Origin of the sequence: Aquimarina sp. 2-A2, from assembly GCF_045505135.1 — a bacterium.
Lineage (GTDB): Bacteria > Bacteroidota > Bacteroidia > Flavobacteriales > Flavobacteriaceae > Aquimarina > Aquimarina intermedia.
On record NZ_JBJKFI010000007.1, the window covers coordinates 182424 to 200748 of the forward strand.

20 protein-coding genes are annotated in these 18325 nt (G+C 36.4%); 6 read left to right on the forward strand and 14 right to left on the reverse strand.

Features of this window, described 5'->3' with window-relative positions; genetic code table 11:
* Positions 1-74: 74 nt before the first annotated feature.
* The 4 genes from ACJRPK_RS15735 to ACJRPK_RS15750 all read left to right on the forward strand — a co-directional run bounded on the left by ACJRPK_RS15735 (position 75) and on the right by ACJRPK_RS15750 (position 4413).
* Complete coding sequence (locus tag ACJRPK_RS15735; RefSeq protein WP_407141373.1) at positions 75-1241, forward strand: DegT/DnrJ/EryC1/StrS family aminotransferase; 1167 nt, start codon at positions 75-77, stop codon at positions 1239-1241.
* Positions 1242-1261: 20 nt separating this feature from the next.
* A complete protein-coding gene (locus ACJRPK_RS15740) occupies positions 1262-2545 on the forward strand; it encodes an amidohydrolase family protein (RefSeq protein WP_407141375.1) in 1284 nt (427 codons plus the stop codon).
* 305 nt (positions 2546-2850) lie between these two features.
* On the forward strand, positions 2851-3540 hold the full coding sequence (locus ACJRPK_RS15745) for an Ig-like domain-containing protein (RefSeq protein ID WP_407141376.1): 690 nt from the start codon (positions 2851-2853) through the stop codon (positions 3538-3540).
* Between the two features lie 12 nt (positions 3541-3552).
* A complete protein-coding gene (locus ACJRPK_RS15750; RefSeq protein WP_407141377.1) occupies positions 3553-4413 on the forward strand; it encodes a hypothetical protein in 861 nt (286 codons plus the stop codon).
* Between the two features lie 74 nt (positions 4414-4487).
* Here the strand turns inward: ACJRPK_RS15750 and fabD are convergent, their stop codons facing one another.
* The 5 genes from fabD to ACJRPK_RS15775 form a co-directional block, all read right to left on the reverse strand.
* A complete protein-coding gene (gene fabD, locus ACJRPK_RS15755; protein ID WP_407141378.1) occupies positions 4488-5369 on the reverse strand; it encodes an ACP S-malonyltransferase in 882 nt (293 codons plus the stop codon).
* Between the two features lie 102 nt (positions 5370-5471).
* Positions 5472-5972: a pyridoxamine 5'-phosphate oxidase family protein gene (locus ACJRPK_RS15760; RefSeq protein ID WP_407141379.1), complete on the reverse strand. Its 501-nt coding sequence runs from the start codon at positions 5970-5972 to the stop codon at positions 5472-5474.
* Positions 5973-6057: 85 nt separating this feature from the next.
* On the reverse strand, positions 6058-6915 hold the full coding sequence (locus tag ACJRPK_RS15765; RefSeq protein WP_407141380.1) for a fructosamine kinase family protein: 858 nt from the start codon (positions 6913-6915) through the stop codon (positions 6058-6060).
* Between the two features lie 3 nt (positions 6916-6918).
* Entirely contained in the window at positions 6919-7407 is a 489-nt protein-coding gene (locus ACJRPK_RS15770) for a dihydrofolate reductase (protein ID WP_407141381.1), read from the reverse strand.
* Positions 7408-7431: 24 nt separating this feature from the next.
* Complete coding sequence (locus ACJRPK_RS15775) at positions 7432-7857, reverse strand: 2TM domain-containing protein (protein WP_407141382.1); 426 nt, start codon at positions 7855-7857, stop codon at positions 7432-7434.
* 64 nt (positions 7858-7921) lie between these two features.
* On the opposite strand from ACJRPK_RS15775, the gene ACJRPK_RS15780 reads away from it, so the two are divergent.
* Positions 7922-9004: an aminotransferase class V-fold PLP-dependent enzyme gene (locus ACJRPK_RS15780; protein ID WP_407141383.1), complete on the forward strand. Its 1083-nt coding sequence runs from the start codon at positions 7922-7924 to the stop codon at positions 9002-9004.
* 7 nt (positions 9005-9011) lie between these two features.
* Here ACJRPK_RS15780 and ACJRPK_RS15785 read toward each other — a convergent pair whose 3' ends face one another.
* The 9 genes from ACJRPK_RS15785 to ACJRPK_RS15825 all read right to left on the reverse strand — a co-directional run bounded on the left by ACJRPK_RS15785 (position 9012) and on the right by ACJRPK_RS15825 (position 17176).
* Positions 9012-9293 (reverse strand): DUF427 domain-containing protein, encoded by a 282-nt coding sequence (locus ACJRPK_RS15785; protein ID WP_407141384.1) that lies wholly within the window; start codon positions 9291-9293, stop codon positions 9012-9014.
* Between the two features lie 4 nt (positions 9294-9297).
* Positions 9298-10269, reverse strand: coding sequence for an L-histidine N(alpha)-methyltransferase (egtD, locus tag ACJRPK_RS15790; protein ID WP_407141385.1), 972 nt, complete (start codon positions 10267-10269; stop codon positions 9298-9300).
* Positions 10270-10285: 16 nt separating this feature from the next.
* Positions 10286-11452, reverse strand: a complete 1167-nt coding sequence (gene egtB / locus ACJRPK_RS15795) for an ergothioneine biosynthesis protein EgtB (protein ID WP_407141386.1) — start codon at positions 11450-11452, stop codon at positions 10286-10288.
* A 100-nt stretch (positions 11453-11552) separates the two neighbouring features.
* Positions 11553-11978 (reverse strand): energy transducer TonB, encoded by a 426-nt coding sequence (locus tag ACJRPK_RS15800; protein ID WP_407141387.1) that lies wholly within the window; start codon positions 11976-11978, stop codon positions 11553-11555.
* Between the two features lie 22 nt (positions 11979-12000).
* A complete protein-coding gene (locus ACJRPK_RS15805; protein ID WP_407141388.1) occupies positions 12001-12825 on the reverse strand; it encodes a thymidylate synthase in 825 nt (274 codons plus the stop codon).
* 114 nt (positions 12826-12939) lie between these two features.
* Complete coding sequence (locus tag ACJRPK_RS15810; RefSeq protein ID WP_407141389.1) at positions 12940-14640, reverse strand: NupC/NupG family nucleoside CNT transporter; 1701 nt, start codon at positions 14638-14640, stop codon at positions 12940-12942.
* Between the two features lie 52 nt (positions 14641-14692).
* Complete coding sequence (locus ACJRPK_RS15815; protein ID WP_148781555.1) at positions 14693-15313, reverse strand: bifunctional nuclease family protein; 621 nt, start codon at positions 15311-15313, stop codon at positions 14693-14695.
* A gap of 88 nt (positions 15314-15401) precedes the next feature.
* Positions 15402-16370, reverse strand: coding sequence for an electron transfer flavoprotein subunit alpha/FixB family protein (locus ACJRPK_RS15820; protein WP_407141390.1), 969 nt, complete (start codon positions 16368-16370; stop codon positions 15402-15404).
* A 59-nt stretch (positions 16371-16429) separates the two neighbouring features.
* Positions 16430-17176, reverse strand: a complete 747-nt coding sequence (locus ACJRPK_RS15825; protein WP_407141391.1) for an electron transfer flavoprotein subunit beta/FixA family protein — start codon at positions 17174-17176, stop codon at positions 16430-16432.
* A 165-nt stretch (positions 17177-17341) separates the two neighbouring features.
* Here ACJRPK_RS15825 and ACJRPK_RS15830 point away from each other — a divergent pair, with 165 nt between their 5' ends.
* A complete protein-coding gene (locus ACJRPK_RS15830) occupies positions 17342-18319 on the forward strand; it encodes a pyruvate dehydrogenase complex E1 component subunit beta (RefSeq protein WP_148781558.1) in 978 nt (325 codons plus the stop codon).
* Positions 18320-18325 lie beyond the last annotated feature (6 nt).

The window sequence follows — 18325 nt, forward strand, 5'->3', positions numbered from 1 at the left end:
CATTTCTTTTGTAAAAAATAGCGTTGTTGTTGGTTTCATTATTTTGTACTTTCGTGAAGTTTCAATACACACCTATGAAGAAGATACAAATGGTTGACCTCAAAGGTCAATATGCTGGAATCAAAGAACAAGTTGATTCCTCAATATTAGAAGTTATAAATACCACAACCTTTATAAATGGCCCTGAAGTACATAGTTTTCAAAAAGAATTAGAGGATTATCTTGGTATAAAGCATGTCATCCCTTGCGCCAATGGAACCGATGCCTTACAAATAGCTATGATGGGACTTGGCCTACAGCCCGGTGACGAGGTTATTACTGCCGATTTTACCTTTGCAGCTACTGTTGAAGTTATCGCCTTACTACAATTAACACCTGTATTGGTCGATGTGGAAATAGATTCGTTTAACATCGATCCCGAAGCAATTCGTAAAGCTATAACTCCTAAAACTAAAGCGATCGTTCCTGTACACCTTTTTGGACAAGCTGCCAATATGGATGAAATTATGGCTATAGCTAAAGAACATGATTTATATGTTATCGAAGATAATGCTCAGGGCATCGGAGCGAACTATACCGATAAAAATGGTAGAAAAGAAAAAACAGGAACCATTGGTCATGTTGCATCCACTTCTTTTTTCCCTTCAAAAAATTTAGGCTGTTATGGAGATGGTGGTGCCATTTTTACGAATGATGACGCATTAGCTCATGCCATCAGAGGCATTGTTAATCATGGCATGTATGAACGCTATCATCATGATGTTGTTGGAGTAAATTCACGATTAGATTCTATTCAGGCCGCAGTATTACGTGCTAAACTACCAAACCTTGACGCTTATAATACTGCCAGGAGAAATGCTGCACGAAAATATAACAAAGCCTTCAAAGGAATTGAAAATATTATTACCCCCAAGGTGTCCGGCAGTTGCCAAACTAGTTGCGATGTTATTTGCGACACCTGCGACTGTCATGTTTTTCACCAATATACATTACGTATACTCAATGCAGATCGTGATGCACTGGTTAAACACCTCAATGCGAATAATATTCCTTGTGGCGTTTACTATCCGATACCTTTACACAGTCAAAAAGCATATACCAGTGATCGATATAAGGAAGCTGATTTTACAGTGACAAATCAATTAATCAAAGAAGTAATTTCTTTACCGATGCATACCGAATTAGACGACGAACAAATCGATTTTATTACACAGCATATTATTGATTTTATATCTAAATAGAAACTAACACTCACAAACTCATGACTCGTTTTAAACTTAGATTAACCACGCTTTTAATAGCCTTTTGTAGTTTTACGTACGCTCAGGACTTTTACCTCCATTGTGGTAAAATTCTAGATACAGAAAATGGTAAAATGCTTACTGACAAAACTATTGTAGTAGCCGGAAACACTATCCAGAGTATTGAAGATGGATATAAAAATGCTGATGGCAACATTGAGGTCATTGATCTTAAAAATAAAGTAGTACTGCCCGGTCTTATTGATATGCACGTACATCTTGAAAGTGAAACAAATCCTAAACAATATTTAGAACGTTACACAAATAATGATGCTGATGTTGCTTTCAACGCAGTTGGGTTTGCAAAAAGAACTTTACTGGCTGGATTTACAACCGTTAGGGATTTAGGCGGAAGTGGTGTAAATATCGCTTTAAAAAATGCAATAGCCAAAGGTTCGATCGAAGGACCTAGAATATTTACTGCAGGAAAATCGTTAGCAACTACCGGAGGGCATGCGGACCCAACGAATGGCAGTAGTCGTAAATGGATGGGAAATCCAGGTCCTAAAGAAGGAGTGGTTAACTCAGTCGATGATGCCAAAAAAGCAGTAAGACAACGCTATAAAAATGGTGCCGATTTAATTAAGATCACAGCTACGGGCGGTGTTTTAAGTGTCGCTAAAAGCAGCTCTAATCCTCAGTTCACAATCGAAGAAATAAAAGCTATTACTGAGACTGCAAAGGACTATGGATTTCATGTAGCCGCGCATGCACATGGAGATGAAGGTATGCAACGTGCAATTTTGGGAGGTGTAAAAACCATCGAGCATGGAACACTTATGAGTGAAGAAACAATGGACTTAATGATTAAACATAATGCCTATCTTGTGCCTACACTAACTGCTGGTAAAGAAGTCTCTGAAAAAGCTTTAATTCAAGGATATTATCCGGACATAATTGTGCCAAAAGCCCTAGAAATTGGACCGAAAATTCAAAATACTTTTGGAAGAGCCTATAAAAAAGGAGTAGGAATTGCGTTTGGAACAGATGCGGGTGTGTACCAACACGGACAAAATGCTAAAGAATTTGGTTTTATGGTTGAAGCCGGAATGCCAGCTATACAAGCGATTCAAAGTGCTACAATAACAAATGCGCTTATTCTCAACATGGCTACTAAGTTGGGTCAGATTAAGACCGGTTTTTTTGCAGATATTATCGCAGTGGATCAAAATCCTGTTGAAAATATTAAGGTATTAGAAAAAATTTCTTTCGTTATGAAAAATGGTAAGGTAGTTAAACAGTAGTCTTTTTTCTTTACTCTAATCGTTTAAAAAGCCATCATTTAAATTCAGAATTTAAATGATGGCTTTTTTTATCTGAAATTAACTTCAATGGCATTAGTACCTCGAAAAATCTTTAAATCTCCATAGAATTGAAAGACAGAAAGGAATAAAATCTTGCATAGTTCTTAATCAAATCTATCCGATTTTAGCTTTTTCCGCAAAAATAATAAGCTATCCTGTAAGCATTTCTCTCCAAACATGACAAACCAGGTATTCTTATTAGATAACTAATAAGCTTACAGATCAAAACTAAATCTTTTTAACTCATGAAAGTAATTCGTTCCTTCTACGCTTTTATTTTTCTTTTATGCCTTGCATCCTGTATAAAAGAAGATGTTATAAGTGACGAAGTAAAACCAGCAATCAGGTTTACTAATCCTTTACAATCACTCGCCTTAGACGACTCCTATTTGTTAAAAGCAACCTTTACAAATACAATTGGTCAGGAAGAATCTAAGATGTTCACATGGTCCAGTTCTAATGACTCTATTGTTGCTATAGATATGGAAGGTAAAGTAACCGGCAAGAAAAAGGGAGAATCAATCATTACCGTTTCTACAACTCTTGACACCGAGATTATCGAAGCCAGTACAACGGTCAAAGTCAGTGATCAAACAATAGAGGCCAACGAACCTAAAAAGGGCACTATTGTCTCTACTAGCAGTTATGAACTGCAAGGTGACTTTACGCTAAAAAAAATTCAAGACCAAGAGTTTCTAGAACTATCAATCGCAAACAACTATGTTGCCTCTACCGCATTACCTGGTTTATATCTATACCTTACCAATAACCCTAATAGTATAAATGGTGCATTAGAAATTGGCCCTGTTACAGTATTTAGCGGTGAACATTCATACAGTATAAGTACGCAGGATGCTACACTTAATGAGTACCAGTTTTTATTGTACTGGTGTAAACCATTTTCTGTAAAAGTTGGAGAGGGAGAAATAAAATAAGAATATAAAACTATGAAGAAATTTTACCTAACTACTGTCATATTAGTACTAGCTATTCAATTTTCTACTGCTCAATGGACAAAGGGAAAAAACAAAGGATACTATAAACTTTCAGCATGGTCTCTGGTTGCTGATCAACATTATACGGATACCGGCGACACAGATCCAAATGCTACACGAGGTCAATTTAACGTTAATTTTTACGGTGAATACGGCGTCTCAGATAAACTTGATATCATCGCGTACATACCCTTTTTTGCCCGGGCTTACCAAAATGATCAGGTATCGGGTACTACAGGGGAAATAATTCAGAAAGGGGAAGCTATTAATAGTATTGGGGATAGCGATATTGGTATACGCTATGCTATTTTAAAAAAGGATCATCTGGCGTTATCGACTACTTTAAAACTGGGTATTCCAATTGGAGAAAGTGCCGGTGGTTCTGACAAAAGCTTTCAGACGGGAGATGGAGAATTTAATCAGTTACTTCAGGTTGATTTAGGAATCCCATTCACCATAAATAGTTTTCCTCTCTATGCAAAGACCTTTGTGGGATTTAATAACAGAACTCAGGATTTTTCAGATGAACTGCATGCAGGTGGAGAGATCGGATTCTCTTTTCTAAAAAATAAATTTTGGCTTATAGGTAGACTAAACACTGTGCAGTCATTACAAAATGGTAGTAAGTCAGCGCAAAATTCTCAAGGTAGTATCTTCGCAAACAATGTTGAATACACCAGTGTCGGTGGTGAAATAGCTTATTATATTACCAAGAAGCTTGGTATCTCCCTATCATATGCTTCTGCGATTAGTGGCAGAATTATTTATGCAAGTCCATCCCTATCCGGTGGAATATTTATGGATATTAAATAAAACTTAGGAGACTTAGAATTAAAAAGTGTCAAGAAGTAATGCTCTTGACACTTTTTAACTTTATTTAAACCTACCTAAAGCGTTGCAGAGGAAGTTTCCATCGCACGATCTACTTTTTTAACTAATCCAGATAACACTTTACCCGGTCCTACTTCTACAAAAGAAGTAGCGCCATCGTTAATCATGTTTTGAACGCTTTGCGTCCATTTTACAGGTGCAGTTAATTGCGCAATAAGGTTATTCTTTATTGACTCAGGACTAGTAACTGCAGTTGTGCTTACGTTCTGATAAATCGGACAAATTGGATTGCTAAATAATGTTTCTTCAATGGCAGCAGCCAATTCTTCTCTAGCCGGTTGCATCAATGGCGAATGAAATGCTCCCCCGACAGGTAATAACAATGCTCGTCTGGCTCCTTTTTCTTTCATAATTTCACATGCTTTCTCAACAGCTTCATTTTCACCGGAGATCACAAGTTGTCCCGGGCAATTATAATTTGCAGCAACCACCACACCGTCAACCGATGCGCACACATCTTCGACAATTGCATCATCCAAACCAAGTACTGCAGCCATCGTTGAAGGATTCATTTCGCATGCTTTTTGCATAGCCAACGCTCGTTTTGATACAAGTCGTAAAGCATCTTCAAATGTCAGCGTTTGGTTAGCCACGAGCGCAGAAAACTCTCCCAACGAATGACCTGCAACCATATCCGGTTTGAAATCAGCACCAAGAACTTTAGTCAAAATAGTCGAATGTAAAAAGATAGCGGGCTGTGTAACTTTAGTCTCTTTAAGTTCATCAGCTGTTCCCTCGAACATAATTTTGGTAATTTCGAACCCTAAAATTTCATTAGCATTTTCAAAAAGTTCTTTTGCAACTTTAGAGTTTTCATAGAGATCCAATCCCATTCCACTAAACTGAGCACCTTGTCCAGGATATATATATGCTTTCATTATTATTGTTATTAAATTTTGACAAAAATATAAATTCTAAAATGAAAGACCTCATACTTTAAGCATGAGGTCTGATAATATGACATTTCAATAATTACCAAATTACATCTTAAGAGCGCCATCAACGCCAATATCTGCCTCATCTTTAGTAATAGCGGCTATTCCGATTTTAAATAAAGTGACGTATTTATTGTTTTTTGTATCCCAATAATAAGCTTCCCGAGGATAAAATTGAATTGCTGTAAGTCGTGGATCCTCTAAACCATCAAACCACACATCAGATTTTTTATCATAGAGCTCTGCTAAAATTTTACGCTCTTTAGTAATTATCGCCTCACCATATACACTCAGGTATCTCATATCAGAAGGGTCACTGTAAATAAGCTGTACCCGTTTGTCATTTTCAATATGCTTGTTGTGATCACTATCGGCTGCACTTAGAAACCAAATATTTCCTTGTTCATCCACTTTTTTGGTTGTCATTGGGATAGCATTCAATGGCTTTAGATCCAAAGCAGTTACCATCATGGTAAATTTTATATCCTCAGCTAAATCTCTAAGTTTGGCTTTTGCTTCATTATCAAATAGATCTTTTGTACTCATAACTTTCTTTTTAGGAAAGATACGCTTACGTTATACAAATTTGACGTAAAGAAATATTAAAGAATACCTTTTATCTTGTTAAGAATTAGCTCTGAGTATAGTAATCTATAATTTCAATCACCTGATTATAGTATGCGTCACCAAAAATATTGAGATGTACTAATACATAATAAAGCTGATACAGAGGTATTCTGCGCTCCCAACCTATAGCTAGTGGATAAATTTCCTCATAACTATCCATTACTGAAAAATCAAAACCTCCAAATAATTTCATCATTGCTATATCCATTTCACGAGAAGCAAAACAAACCGCAGGATCTATAAGACAAGGAGAAGCATCGGAGGTTACTAAGAGATTACCTGACCACAAATCACCGTGAATCAAACTAGGTTTTTCTGGTGCAGTATTATTCTCTATCCACTGAAACAGTTTTTCTTTATCCCTAAATATATACCTTTTAGATTCGGCCCATGTAAATTGTGGTTGCAACCGTTGCGTTATGTAAAAGGTCCCCCAATCTGATATGGGCTTATTATATTGTGGTAAGGAACCTATAAAATTATCCTGATGATATCCGAATTTAGGTTGAGAAATTGCATGCAATTTTGCTAGATTTTGCCAAAACCGAATCCAAAAAGAATGGCTTTTGCTTCCGCTTTCCACATATTCAAGTATCAAATATGAAATCTTATTATAAACACCGGTAGTAAGTATAGAAGGAGTAATAAAGGTGCGAGTTTTTGTTATGGTCGAAAGTCCATCTACTTCACTTTGAAACACGTTTTTAATAGAATGGGATAGGTTTATTTTTAAAACATACGTATTCTTGACACATATTACCTTGTATACACTATTGGTGTCTCCCCCAGAGAGTTGTACTATTTGCACAACTTTGTCAGTTACAGTTTTCTGAATTATCTTTATTATATTACCATCAATCACATATTATTTTTTATTCTTAAAGTAGGTATAATATGTGAATGCATAACTGTGTCTTTCATCCATCGGGTGAAACTCCTCTTCCTGTTTATCCCAAATATCACTAGCTATGCTAGGAAAAAAGGTGTCCGCTTCAAAGCTTGCGTGCACACGTGTCAATTCAATTTTTTCAGCATAATCCATTCCCATTGCATAAATCTCACCCCCACCTATGATAAAAGGTTGATTATCATTTTTTGCTATTTGTAGAGCGTCTTCCATACTGTGAACCACAATAGCGCCCTCAGCCTGATAGTCTTTGTTTCTCGTTATAACGATATGTATGCGATTAGGAAGCGGATTGGGAAATGACTCAAATGTTTTGCGCCCCATAATGATATGATGACCCGTCGTAAGTTTTTTAAACCGTTTGAAATCATCCGGTAAATGCCAAACCAAGTCATTATTTTTTCCAAGTGCATTGTTCTCTGCAGCCGCAGCAATCATTGTAATCATAGAATCATTTATTTCTAAGAATATTTATTTTCTTCCATATTGAGAATCTAACGCCTGATCGTCAGAAACATTTGGTATAGATTGATTAAAACCCATTTCACGTTCCATCTTCTCTATTTGAGCCTTTTGTTTTGCAACCAATTTCAACATTTGCCTATCTGTCCATTCCTTTCCCATAAACTTACTAAACAGCACTACCTTACCCGTGTGAATAAGCAAAATAAATACCCAAATCAAAATAACATACACAAACCAGTCAACGTCAAATAACCTAATATCTTTTCCAAATCCAAACACAAGATTTAGAACGATAAAGAAAATTGCTCCTGCCAGAAAAAAAATAAAATGGTGAAGTAGCCTCTTTTTCTCTAAAATGCGAATACGAGCGTTTTCGAACAATTCTCGTTGCTCTGCATCAATATGAGGCGTTTCTTTCTTTTTTGAAAACATATAGTAGTATCTTAGTAATCTATAGTAAAGATACCGGATTTGTAAAAAATCAGCCTTAATACTTATGAAGAATTTAAGAAAAGAGTTTCCTGTGGTGGATCAATATACCTATTTGAACACTGCTTATTCTGGCCCCTTGTCCACTCAACTAATAAATCATCGACGCACTCAAGATCAACTACAATTAGAACGTGCAAGTTTATATCGGATTGAAAATGACTCCATTTTTTCTACGGTCAAAAAGACAATTGGCTCCAGTTTTGGGGCACAAAATTCAACAATTGTATTAACTCAAAATTTTTCCATAGGAATTAATACTATTTTTAATGGTTTATCCACAAAGAGCAAGGTTCTACTCTTAGAGAATGATTATCCTGCTATGCAAACCGCAGTGGCAAGTAAGGGTTTCGATACGAAGTATGTAAGATGGGACAAAAATATTCGCGAAAATATTAAAAGTGCAATTGATTCGTATACGCCTGACATTTTTGCGTTTAGCATAGTGCATTATATCAGTGGGGCAAAAATAGATCTTGCTTTTATAAAAGATCTAAAAGAAACATATCCCAATATTTTATTCATCGCGGACGCCACGCAGTTTTGTGGCACAAGTGCTTTTGACTTTGAGAATTCTGGCATTGATATTTTGGGCAGTAGTGGATATAAGTGGTTGTTAGGTGGCTACGGAAACGCTTTTTTTGCCTTTCAGAAAAACACACTTGAAGCAGTAACACCAACACCTTATAAAAAAAACATATCAATCTCATCGGCGCCGGACGATTATAAAAGCTTAGAGGCACGTTTTCAACCTGGACATTTGGATACCTTTAATTTTTCCAGTTTAAACTATTCTCTAAAATTTCTACAAAGTATTGGATTTGATCGGATTGAAAAAGAATTAGAAAAACTTAGGCGTAAGCTCTGGTTCGAATTAGCAGATCTCAATTTAATTGACACTACTAATTTTTGCGTACAGGAACACAGCAGTATCCTTAACATATCAGGTGATAAAAAACTTTTTCAAAGTTTAAATAAAGAAAGAATAGTTTGCTCCCAGCGCGGCACCGGTATTCGTTTCAGTCTACATTTCTTTAATTCTGAAGACGATATTGAACATGTGATAGCTGTGTTAAAAAAAGTATTGTAAGCCTACTCTATTCTACTATTTCAACCCCTCGCCAAAATGCTACGTAGTTCTCGATTTGTTTGGCAAGATCACTTGTATCGGGGTAAAACCATGCCGCATCTAGATTTTTTTCTCCGTCTACCTCTAGTGTATAATAAGATGCCGTTCCTTTCCATGGGCATTTAGTATGTGTATCACTAGGCTTAAAATATTCTGTGTGTATAGATGATGGAGGAAAATAATGATTATTTTCTATCACTTTTGTTTCATTACTTTCTGCCAATATCTTACCATTCCAAATAGCTTTCATAAGTTTATTTTTTACTGAAAATATAATTTTTGTATAACATTTGTTCGTCAGAAAAGGATTCTTTGATTTGCAGACCTGACTCTGACGCTAACCATGATACTATTTCGTCATCATATTTCTGTGAGATTTCCGTATGAATACTTTCCCAAGCTTTAAAATGCACTTGTAATTCCAGCTCATCAATTGATACCGTTTGCTTTTTAGTACTAACCAAATAACTTTTTGCGGTACCGCTCTCAGGATCGTATGTTTCCCAATGATTGAAGGCATCCAGATTGAAATTACCGTTTAATTCTTTGTTAATTCTGGTTAATATATTTTTGTTAAATGCTGCTGTAACACCGGTTTTATCATTATAAGCATCCAAGACCATTTGAGGATTTTTTTTCTGATCAAATCCCATAAACAACAAATCGTCATCATTCATGCAATTGTTAAGTCTTTTTAAAAACTCAATAGCTCGAGGATGTTTCAAATTCCCAATATTCGAACCTAATACCATGATAATTTTTTTACGTGAACTCAAACTTTGCAATCGATCTAAAACCTCAAAATACTCCCCTATCTGACCCTGAACCTGAAGGTTAGGTAATTCTTTATGCAGACTATTTACCAATCCCTCAACAGCGTTTTCACTTATATCGATAGGATGGTACGTAAATTCTTTATTTGATTTAAGTAGTTCTTTGAGCAATACCTTGGTTTTCTTACCATCACCTGCACCTAGTTCAATAAGATCAAAACCTTCCGGATTTTTGCTAAAGCTATTAATTATGTCCGTGCTGTGTCTAGTTAAAATAGTATGTTCAGCATTGGTCAAATAATACTCTGGCAGCGCCATGATTTTCTGAAATAAAGCATCACCTTTTTTGTCATAAAAAAATTTTGATGATAAATATTTAGGAAACGCTGTTAAGCCTTCGTGTACCTCTTTGGCTAACGAAGACACGATAATATTCTGTTGGTTAGAATTCATTTTTGATGATTTGATCTTATTTATCTTTAACTAATCGGAAGCCATTAAATTGCCACCGTAATGTTGGATGAAAAAAATTGCGATATGTCGAACGTGTGTGATGCTTTGATGTAGCTACTGAGCCACCGCGCAGCACCTTTTGATTTACCATAAATTTACCGTTATATTCACCCAAAGCACCTGGGGCTTTACTGTATCCGGGATAAGGTAAGTAAGCACTCTCCGTCCATTCCCATCGAGAACCCCATTCAAAAAGGTGTTGTGCAGTTTCCCATTCGAACTCCGTTGGTAATCGTTGCCCTTTCCATTGAGCAAAAGCAAAGGCTTCATAGTAAGAAATGTGAGATAGAGGAGCATCTAAAACAAGTTCTTTAAGACCTTGCATAGTATACTGTTTATACTCTGAATCAACATTGAACCAATATAATGGTAAAGCGATATTATTTTGACCTATCCAATCCCATGCCTCAGCATGCCATAGTAAAGGCTCGCTGTAACCACCCGCATTGATAAATTCTAAATACTCTCTATTAGTAACTAATGTATCAGCGATGTTAAAGGAATGCAAAAAAACTTTATGATTATTTTGTTCGTTATCATAACAAAATCCTTCCCCAGAATATCCTATATCATAAATTCCCTCTTCTATCTTTAGATATTTTGTCTTACCAGAGGTTACAGAATTTTCATTAAACGTGTCGTTATATTTGGGCAGGAGTGGATTATTCCCCAGAATATACTTAATATCGGTAAGCAATAATTCTTGATGCTGTTTCTCGTGATGGATTCCTATTTCTATCAAATCATACACTTCCGGATTATCCGTTTCTTCCATAAAACTTTGGAGATGACCGGTAACATAATCTCTATATTCGTAAACTTCTTCGACTGTTGGCCTGGACAAATTACCTCTATCGGTTCGCACTACGCGCTTACCAAAGCTTTCATAATAGCTATTAAAGACAAAATCATACTCCGCATGAAAACGTTTATAGTTAGTATTAAATTTCGCTAAGATAAACTCTTCAAAAAACCAGGTAGTATGACCCAAATGCCATTTAGGCGGCGATACATCCACTATCGGCTGAACAACATAATCTTCTGTTTGTAAGGGAGCACAAATCTCTTCTGAGTGTGAGCGCGTTTCTAGAAAATCGGCTAATAAATTCTTGGTAATACTCATAAAAAAAGTGCACAAGCTTTTCGACATGCACACTCAAATTTAAGTATTTTTAAAATGGATCGGCTGCAATCCAGCGTTAATCAGTTGTTAAAAGATATTACTAATTTGATTTCCTAAATGTAATAGGAACCTTATAGACTATGGCAATCGGCTTATTACCCCATTTAGCGGGTTCCATTTTAGGTATTTTTCGGATTATACGAATTCCCTCTTGTTGCAAATAACGGTGTGCCCCCGTAACCTCAAGAATTTCCACTTTTCCTTTCTTATCAATCATGAATTCGATATTCACCGTACCTTCTAACGCATCCTTAATTGCAATTTCAGGGTATTCAAAATTTTTAATAATATGAGTTCGTAATTGATTATTAAAACATTGAATTGGTGTTTGCCTAGAGCGATCACATTTGGGCCACATAGGCGTAATTCCCTTTTCATTTGCATTTTCTTGGGATAACATAATGCCATCTTGTGAAAAAGCATTAGTTGTAAAAAGCAGGGTTAAGATGAGTAAAAGTTTTTTCATAATTCTTCAGTTTTAATTGGGGTCAAACTGCAACCGCTCCTTTAATATGTGGATGCGATTCATAGTCTTTTAATTCAAAGTCATCAAAAACGAAGCCAAAAATATCTTTCACCTTAGGATTGAGCTTTATAGTAGGTAATTTATAAGGTGTTCTAGACAGCTGTAATTGTAGTTGTTCTATGTGGTTATTGTATATATGAGCATCTCCAAAAGTATGAATAAATTCACCCACTTGTAAATCACAAACCTGTGCGATCATCATGGTAAACAAAGCATACGAAGCGATATTAAAAGGAACCCCTAAAAAAACATCTGCACTGCGCTGATAAAGCTGGCAAGATAATTTATTGTCAGCAACGTAAAATTGAAAAAAAGCGTGGCATGGAGGTAATGCAGCTTTTCCTTGTGCCACATTCTCAGAAAAGGATTTTGAAGTATCCGGCAAGACACTTGGATTCCATGCGGAGACTAGCATCCTTCTGCTATTTGGATTAGTTTTCAAAGTATCTACCAGCTCTTTAATCTGATCTACTTCATCTCCATTCCAATTTCGCCATTGATGACCATATATCGGCCCTAAGTTACCATGCTCATCTGCCCAGTCATTCCAAATTTTAACTCCGTTATCTTTTAGGTATTCTATATTAGTTTCTCCTTTAAGAAACCACAACAATTCATGGATTATTGACTTTAAATGCAATTTTTTGGTAGTCACCATAGGGAAGCCTTCGCTAAGATCAAAACGCATTTGATACCCAAAAACACTTAGTGTTCCTGTTCCTGTTCTATCTCCCTTTTCATTGCCATTTTCAAGTACATGCTGTACGAGATCAAGATATTGCTTCATACTAAACGGGCATTCTTTTTTTTATTATCACCTCTCTTTTCAAATATACAAAAATATGGACACCAGACCTTATTATTTATAAGCTATAGAAAGAAAATTATTTCACTGTACTGACTAGCCAATAATCATTCCTGCAATGGTTGCTGACAATAGCGACGCAATCGTACCCCCGAGTAAGGCCTTCATTCCAAATTCAGAAAGTGCTTTTCTCTGACCCGGTGCCAACGAACCTATTCCTCCAATTTGAATTCCTATAGAAGCAAAATTTGCAAATCCACATAACATATAGGTAGCCATGATTACAGATTTATTGTAAGTAAGATGAAGAGGGTTTAATGGATTTTTTAAATCTGCAAGCTGGATGTAACCAACAAATTCACTAGCCGCTAACTTAATCCCTAACAATTGCCCCATTAACATCATATCTTCTTTTGCAATTCCAATCAACCACATTAAAGGTGAAAATATAATTCCCAAAATAGATTCAAGTGAAAAAGCACTATAGGGAGTGTTCTCTGCTAATACGGTGTTTAAACCTGTCCAAACCCCTATTTTATTAAAACCATAATTGATCATTGCAATAAATGCGATAAAAACCAAAAGCATAGCCCCCACATTTGCTGCTAATTTTAAACCTTCTGTCGTTCCATTCGCGATTGCATCCAGAATGTTTGATCCTATTTTCTCAGAAGAAACCTCAACATTTGTGTCAATAGCTTCTTGCTGTGGGTACAATAGCTTAGAAATCACAATTGCTCCTGGTGCAGCCATTACAGAAGCAGCCAATAAATGCTTAGCAAACTCTAATCGCAATACAGGATCTTCCCCTCCTAAAAATCCGATATAGGCAGCTAATACGCCCCCCGCAACAGTAGCCATCCCACCAATCATAACTAATAAAATTTCAGATCGCGTCATGCGTTCCAAATATGCTTTGATCATAAGAGGAGCTTCTGTTTGCCCAAGAAATATATTACCAGCAACACTCAGACTTTCTGCTCCAGAAATCCCCATCAATTTGGTAAGAACCCACGCCATCCCCTTTACTACTATTTGAATTACTCCAAGATAAAACAATACAGAGGTTAAGGCTGAGAAAAAAATTATAGTCGGTAAAACCTGAAATAAGAATATAAAGCCAAAGCTATCTACATCCATCATACCACCCAATAAAAATTCGCTTCCTGCTCTGGTAAAATCCAGGATAAGGACAAATATCTTGCCTACAAATTCAAAGGTATTTTGTACAAATTCAATCTTCAAAACACCAATAGCTAATAACAATTGAGCGACCAGTCCAATCCCAACTGTTTTCCAATTAATAGCTTTACGATTGCTGCTAAAAAGGAAAGCTATGAATAGTAAAACGAACATGCCTAACACGCCTCTCCAAAAACTTGTAAAAGTAAATCCCTGATTTGGCAGTATAATCGATTCTTCAGTTGAGGTTTCAGACAAAAGTATTACATCCTCAGCAATAAAAGAAAATTTATCTCCCGCTTTAGTTAGCACTAACGTTGAATCACTTAATGTTGTGATCTTATATCGTATGATTGAGTCCTGAGCTTTTTCAGGAAAAAAAAGCAATACCTTGTTTTGTTTTATATAATCACCACTCAACTCTTCGCCGATAGCGTTATAGGTGTATGAAAAAGCACCTTCTTTAAACTCTAAATGATCTACCGCATCAGTCTTAAATAATTTTTCAACTCCTCTTGAAGCATCTTGTAGTAACCATTTTTTTTCTATTGATTGTGCTGTAGCAATTGCACTAATAAGGAATATAAATAGACCCGTGAGTAATCCTTTTTTCATAAAAAGTTTGATCATTTGTAATAGAATAGATAAAATATCTAAAGTATAACAACTATTCTCGTTTTGAAATTTCATCTCTTATTCTAGCAGCAAGCTCATAATCCTCACTATGCACTGCTTGATCCAGCATTTTGTTCAGCTCCTCAATTGAAAGGTCTTTATAACTAGTTTCTTTAGCCTCAGGTTCAATATCTTCTGCTACTAACTCATCAACTAAAAAATTCTCGACATCGCTATCCTCATCTTCCTTTTTAGGATTGACTTTTAGATAAATACCTGCTTGGTCTAAAATATTTTTATACGTAAATATAGGTGCCTGAAAGCGCAAAGCCAAAGCAATTGCGTCGCTAGTTCGTGCATCGACAATCTCTTCAATTTCATCACGCTCACAAATTATACTGGAGTAAAATACACCATCAACTAATTTGTGAATAATTACCTGTTTTACCTTTATTGTGAACCGGTCAGCAAAATTTTTAAAAAGATCGTGCGTTAATGGTCGAGGTGGTTTAATTTCTTTTTCTAAAGCAATAGCTATTGATTGTGCCTCAAAGGCTCCAATGACTATTGGTAACTTTCGCTCCCCATCTACTTCGCTTAAAATTAACGCGTAAGCGCCATTTTGCGTTTGACTATATGATATTCCCTTTATGTTCAGACGAACTAAACTCATAACGTGTTTTAATAGAAAAAGGCTGTTTGAACAATTGGACTTACACAAAGGTTCAAACAGCCCTCAATCGGGGCACAATTTATGAAAATTATGCGTTATTCGCCTTAAATTCCTTTAATTTTTCAATTAACTGAGGTACTACCTCAAAAGCATCTCCGACAATCCCGTAATCTGCCGCTTTAAAAAACGGAGCTTCAGGATCATTGTTTATCACTACTTTAACTTTACTCGCGTTGATTCCCGCCAAGTGTTGAATTGCTCCTGAGACACCTACTGCGATATATAAGTTTGAAGCTACCGGCTTACCAGTTTGACCCACATGCTCACCGTGAGGCCTCCATCCCATATCACTTACAGGTTTTGAACATGCTGTTGCCGCTCCTAATACCTGTGCTAAATCTTCAATCATTCCCCAATTCTCAGGACCTTTTAACCCTCTTCCTCCAGAAACAACAATCTCGGCATCAGCTATAGAAACTTTATCTGTAGCTTTATCTACCGATGTAACCTCTACAGTAAAATCGTTGTCTGATAAGGCAGGATCAAAACTTTCCACCTTTACACCCACCTTGTCCTCATGAAGACCGAAGGCATTATTAGACAATCCGATAACCTTTTTATCTGTGTTAATTTCAGTTATATTAAAAGCTTTGTTTGTAAATGCCGTGCGCTTTACTGTGAATGGAGAAGCACTTTCTGGTAAGGCCACAACATTTGAAGCATATCCTGCATCCAAATGAACGGCTAATAAAGGCGCGATAAATTTACTATCTGCACTTGAACTGATTACAATAACTTTAGCACCCTCCTTTTCGGCTGCTTGTTTTAGAACATCTGTGTATGCCTTGGCGTTAAACGTTCCTAATTTATCATTCTGAACATGTAACACTTTATCCACACCATACACGCCCAATTCTTCATTCTGATCGGCACCAATGCTCACCGCCGTAACGGTGGTTCCAAGCATTTTTGCGATAGCTCTAGCGTAAGAAGCTACTTCAAAGGCTGCCTTCTTAAATTTGCCGCCTTCATTTTCTGTATAAACTAATACTGACATATTATATATTTTTAAAAACCCCTCTTTCAGAAAGATTTATTTTTTCAACAATTACTTATTTATATAACTTTTGCTTCGTTGTGTAGCAAATCAACTAGCTCTCCGATATTATCCGGAGCTATTAGAGTAACCTCTCCTTTAGGTGCCGGCTTCTCAAACTTAACAGCTTTGGTCTCATTCTGCACATCTGCAGGCTCCTTTACCGTAAGTGGTTTCTTTCTAGCCATCATAATCCCTCTCATGTTAGGAATACGCAAATCACTTTCTTCAACCAAACCTTTTTGCCCACCTATAACCAAAGGCAATTTAGCTTTTGATGTTTCTTTACCCCCATCAATTTCCCGTATTGCAGTAGCTGTATCTCCTTCAACTTCAAGACCTATACAGGTGTTTATAAAGTTAGCTCCGGTAAGTGCTGCTATCATCCCAGGTACCATTCCTCCATTATAATCAATGGATTCCCTCCCGGCAATAACTAAGTCATAACCGCCTTGCTCGACTACCTTTGCAATTTGTTTTGCTACATAAAAACCATCCGTCGCTTCGGTATTTACACGAATTGCATTATCTGCACCTATAGCCAGTGCTTTTCTCAACGTTGGCTCTGTCTCAACTCCTCCTACATTTACCACATCAACTGAGGCACCTTGCTTCTCTTTAAACCACATCGCACGTGTTAAACCAAACTCGTCATTAGGGTTTATCACAAATTGAACTCCATTCGTATCGAATTTTGTATCTCCTTCAGTAAAATTAATTTTTGAAGTAGTATCCGGCACATGGCTAATACAAACTAATATTTTCATTTTATAACTGGTGTTTTTTTGAGTAATAATTAATTAAGACGAAGGTACAAATAAAATGTCAAATTTACTATGCGTGCATAATAAATTTTTTAGCATTCAACCTTTCTCAAAGGGTATTAATTGCTATTTTTGCCTTTCGAACAGGACAAAAATAATTCTTTATAAATGAAAACGATACAATTCAGAGAAGCAATTTGCGAAGCAATGAGCGAAGAGATGCGCCGAGACGAATCTATTTATCTAATGGGTGAAGAGGTTGCAGAATATAACGGAGCTTATAAAGCGAGTAAAGGAATGCTGGATGAATTTGGTGCTGAACGTGTAATTGACACTCCAATTTCGGAGCTTGGTTTCTCTGGCATCGGCGTAGGTAGTGCTATGAATGGGAATCGTCCTATCATAGAGTTTATGACGTTCAACTTTTCTTTAGTAGGTATTGACCAAATTATCAACAACGCTGCAAAAATGCGTCAGATGAGTGGAGGTCAATTTAATATTCCAATCGTTTTTAGAGGTCCCACAGCATCAGCAGGACAATTAGGAGCTACGCATTCACAAGCTTTTGAGAACTGGTTTGCCAACACTCCCGGACTCAAAGTTGTGATTCCATCAAACCCAAAAGACGCAAAGGGATTACTAAAATCGGCTATTCGTGATAATGATCCTGTTATTTTCATGGAAAGTGAACAAATGTACGGTGATAAAGGAGAGGTTCCTGAAGGAGAATTTACAATCCCCTTAGGTGTTGCGGAAATAAAAAGAGAAGGTTCTGATGTCACCATCGTATCTTTTGGTAAGATAATTAAGGAAGCATACAAAGCTGCGGAAGAATTAGAAAAAGATAATATCTCCTGCGAAATCATTGACTTGAGAACAGTAAGGCCTTTGGATCTGGATGCAATCTATAAATCTGTAAAAAAGACGAATAGATTGATAATTTTGGAAGAAGCATGGCCCCTTGCCAATATCGCTTCAGAAATTACGTATCAAGTTCAATCAAACATATTTGACTACTTGGATGCTCCTGTAATTAAAATTAATACAGCAGACACTCCAACACCATATTCTCCGGTTTTATTTGAGCAGTGGCTTCCTAATAAAGAGGATGTAAAAATTGCGGTAAAAAAAGTAATGTATAAATAAAACTAA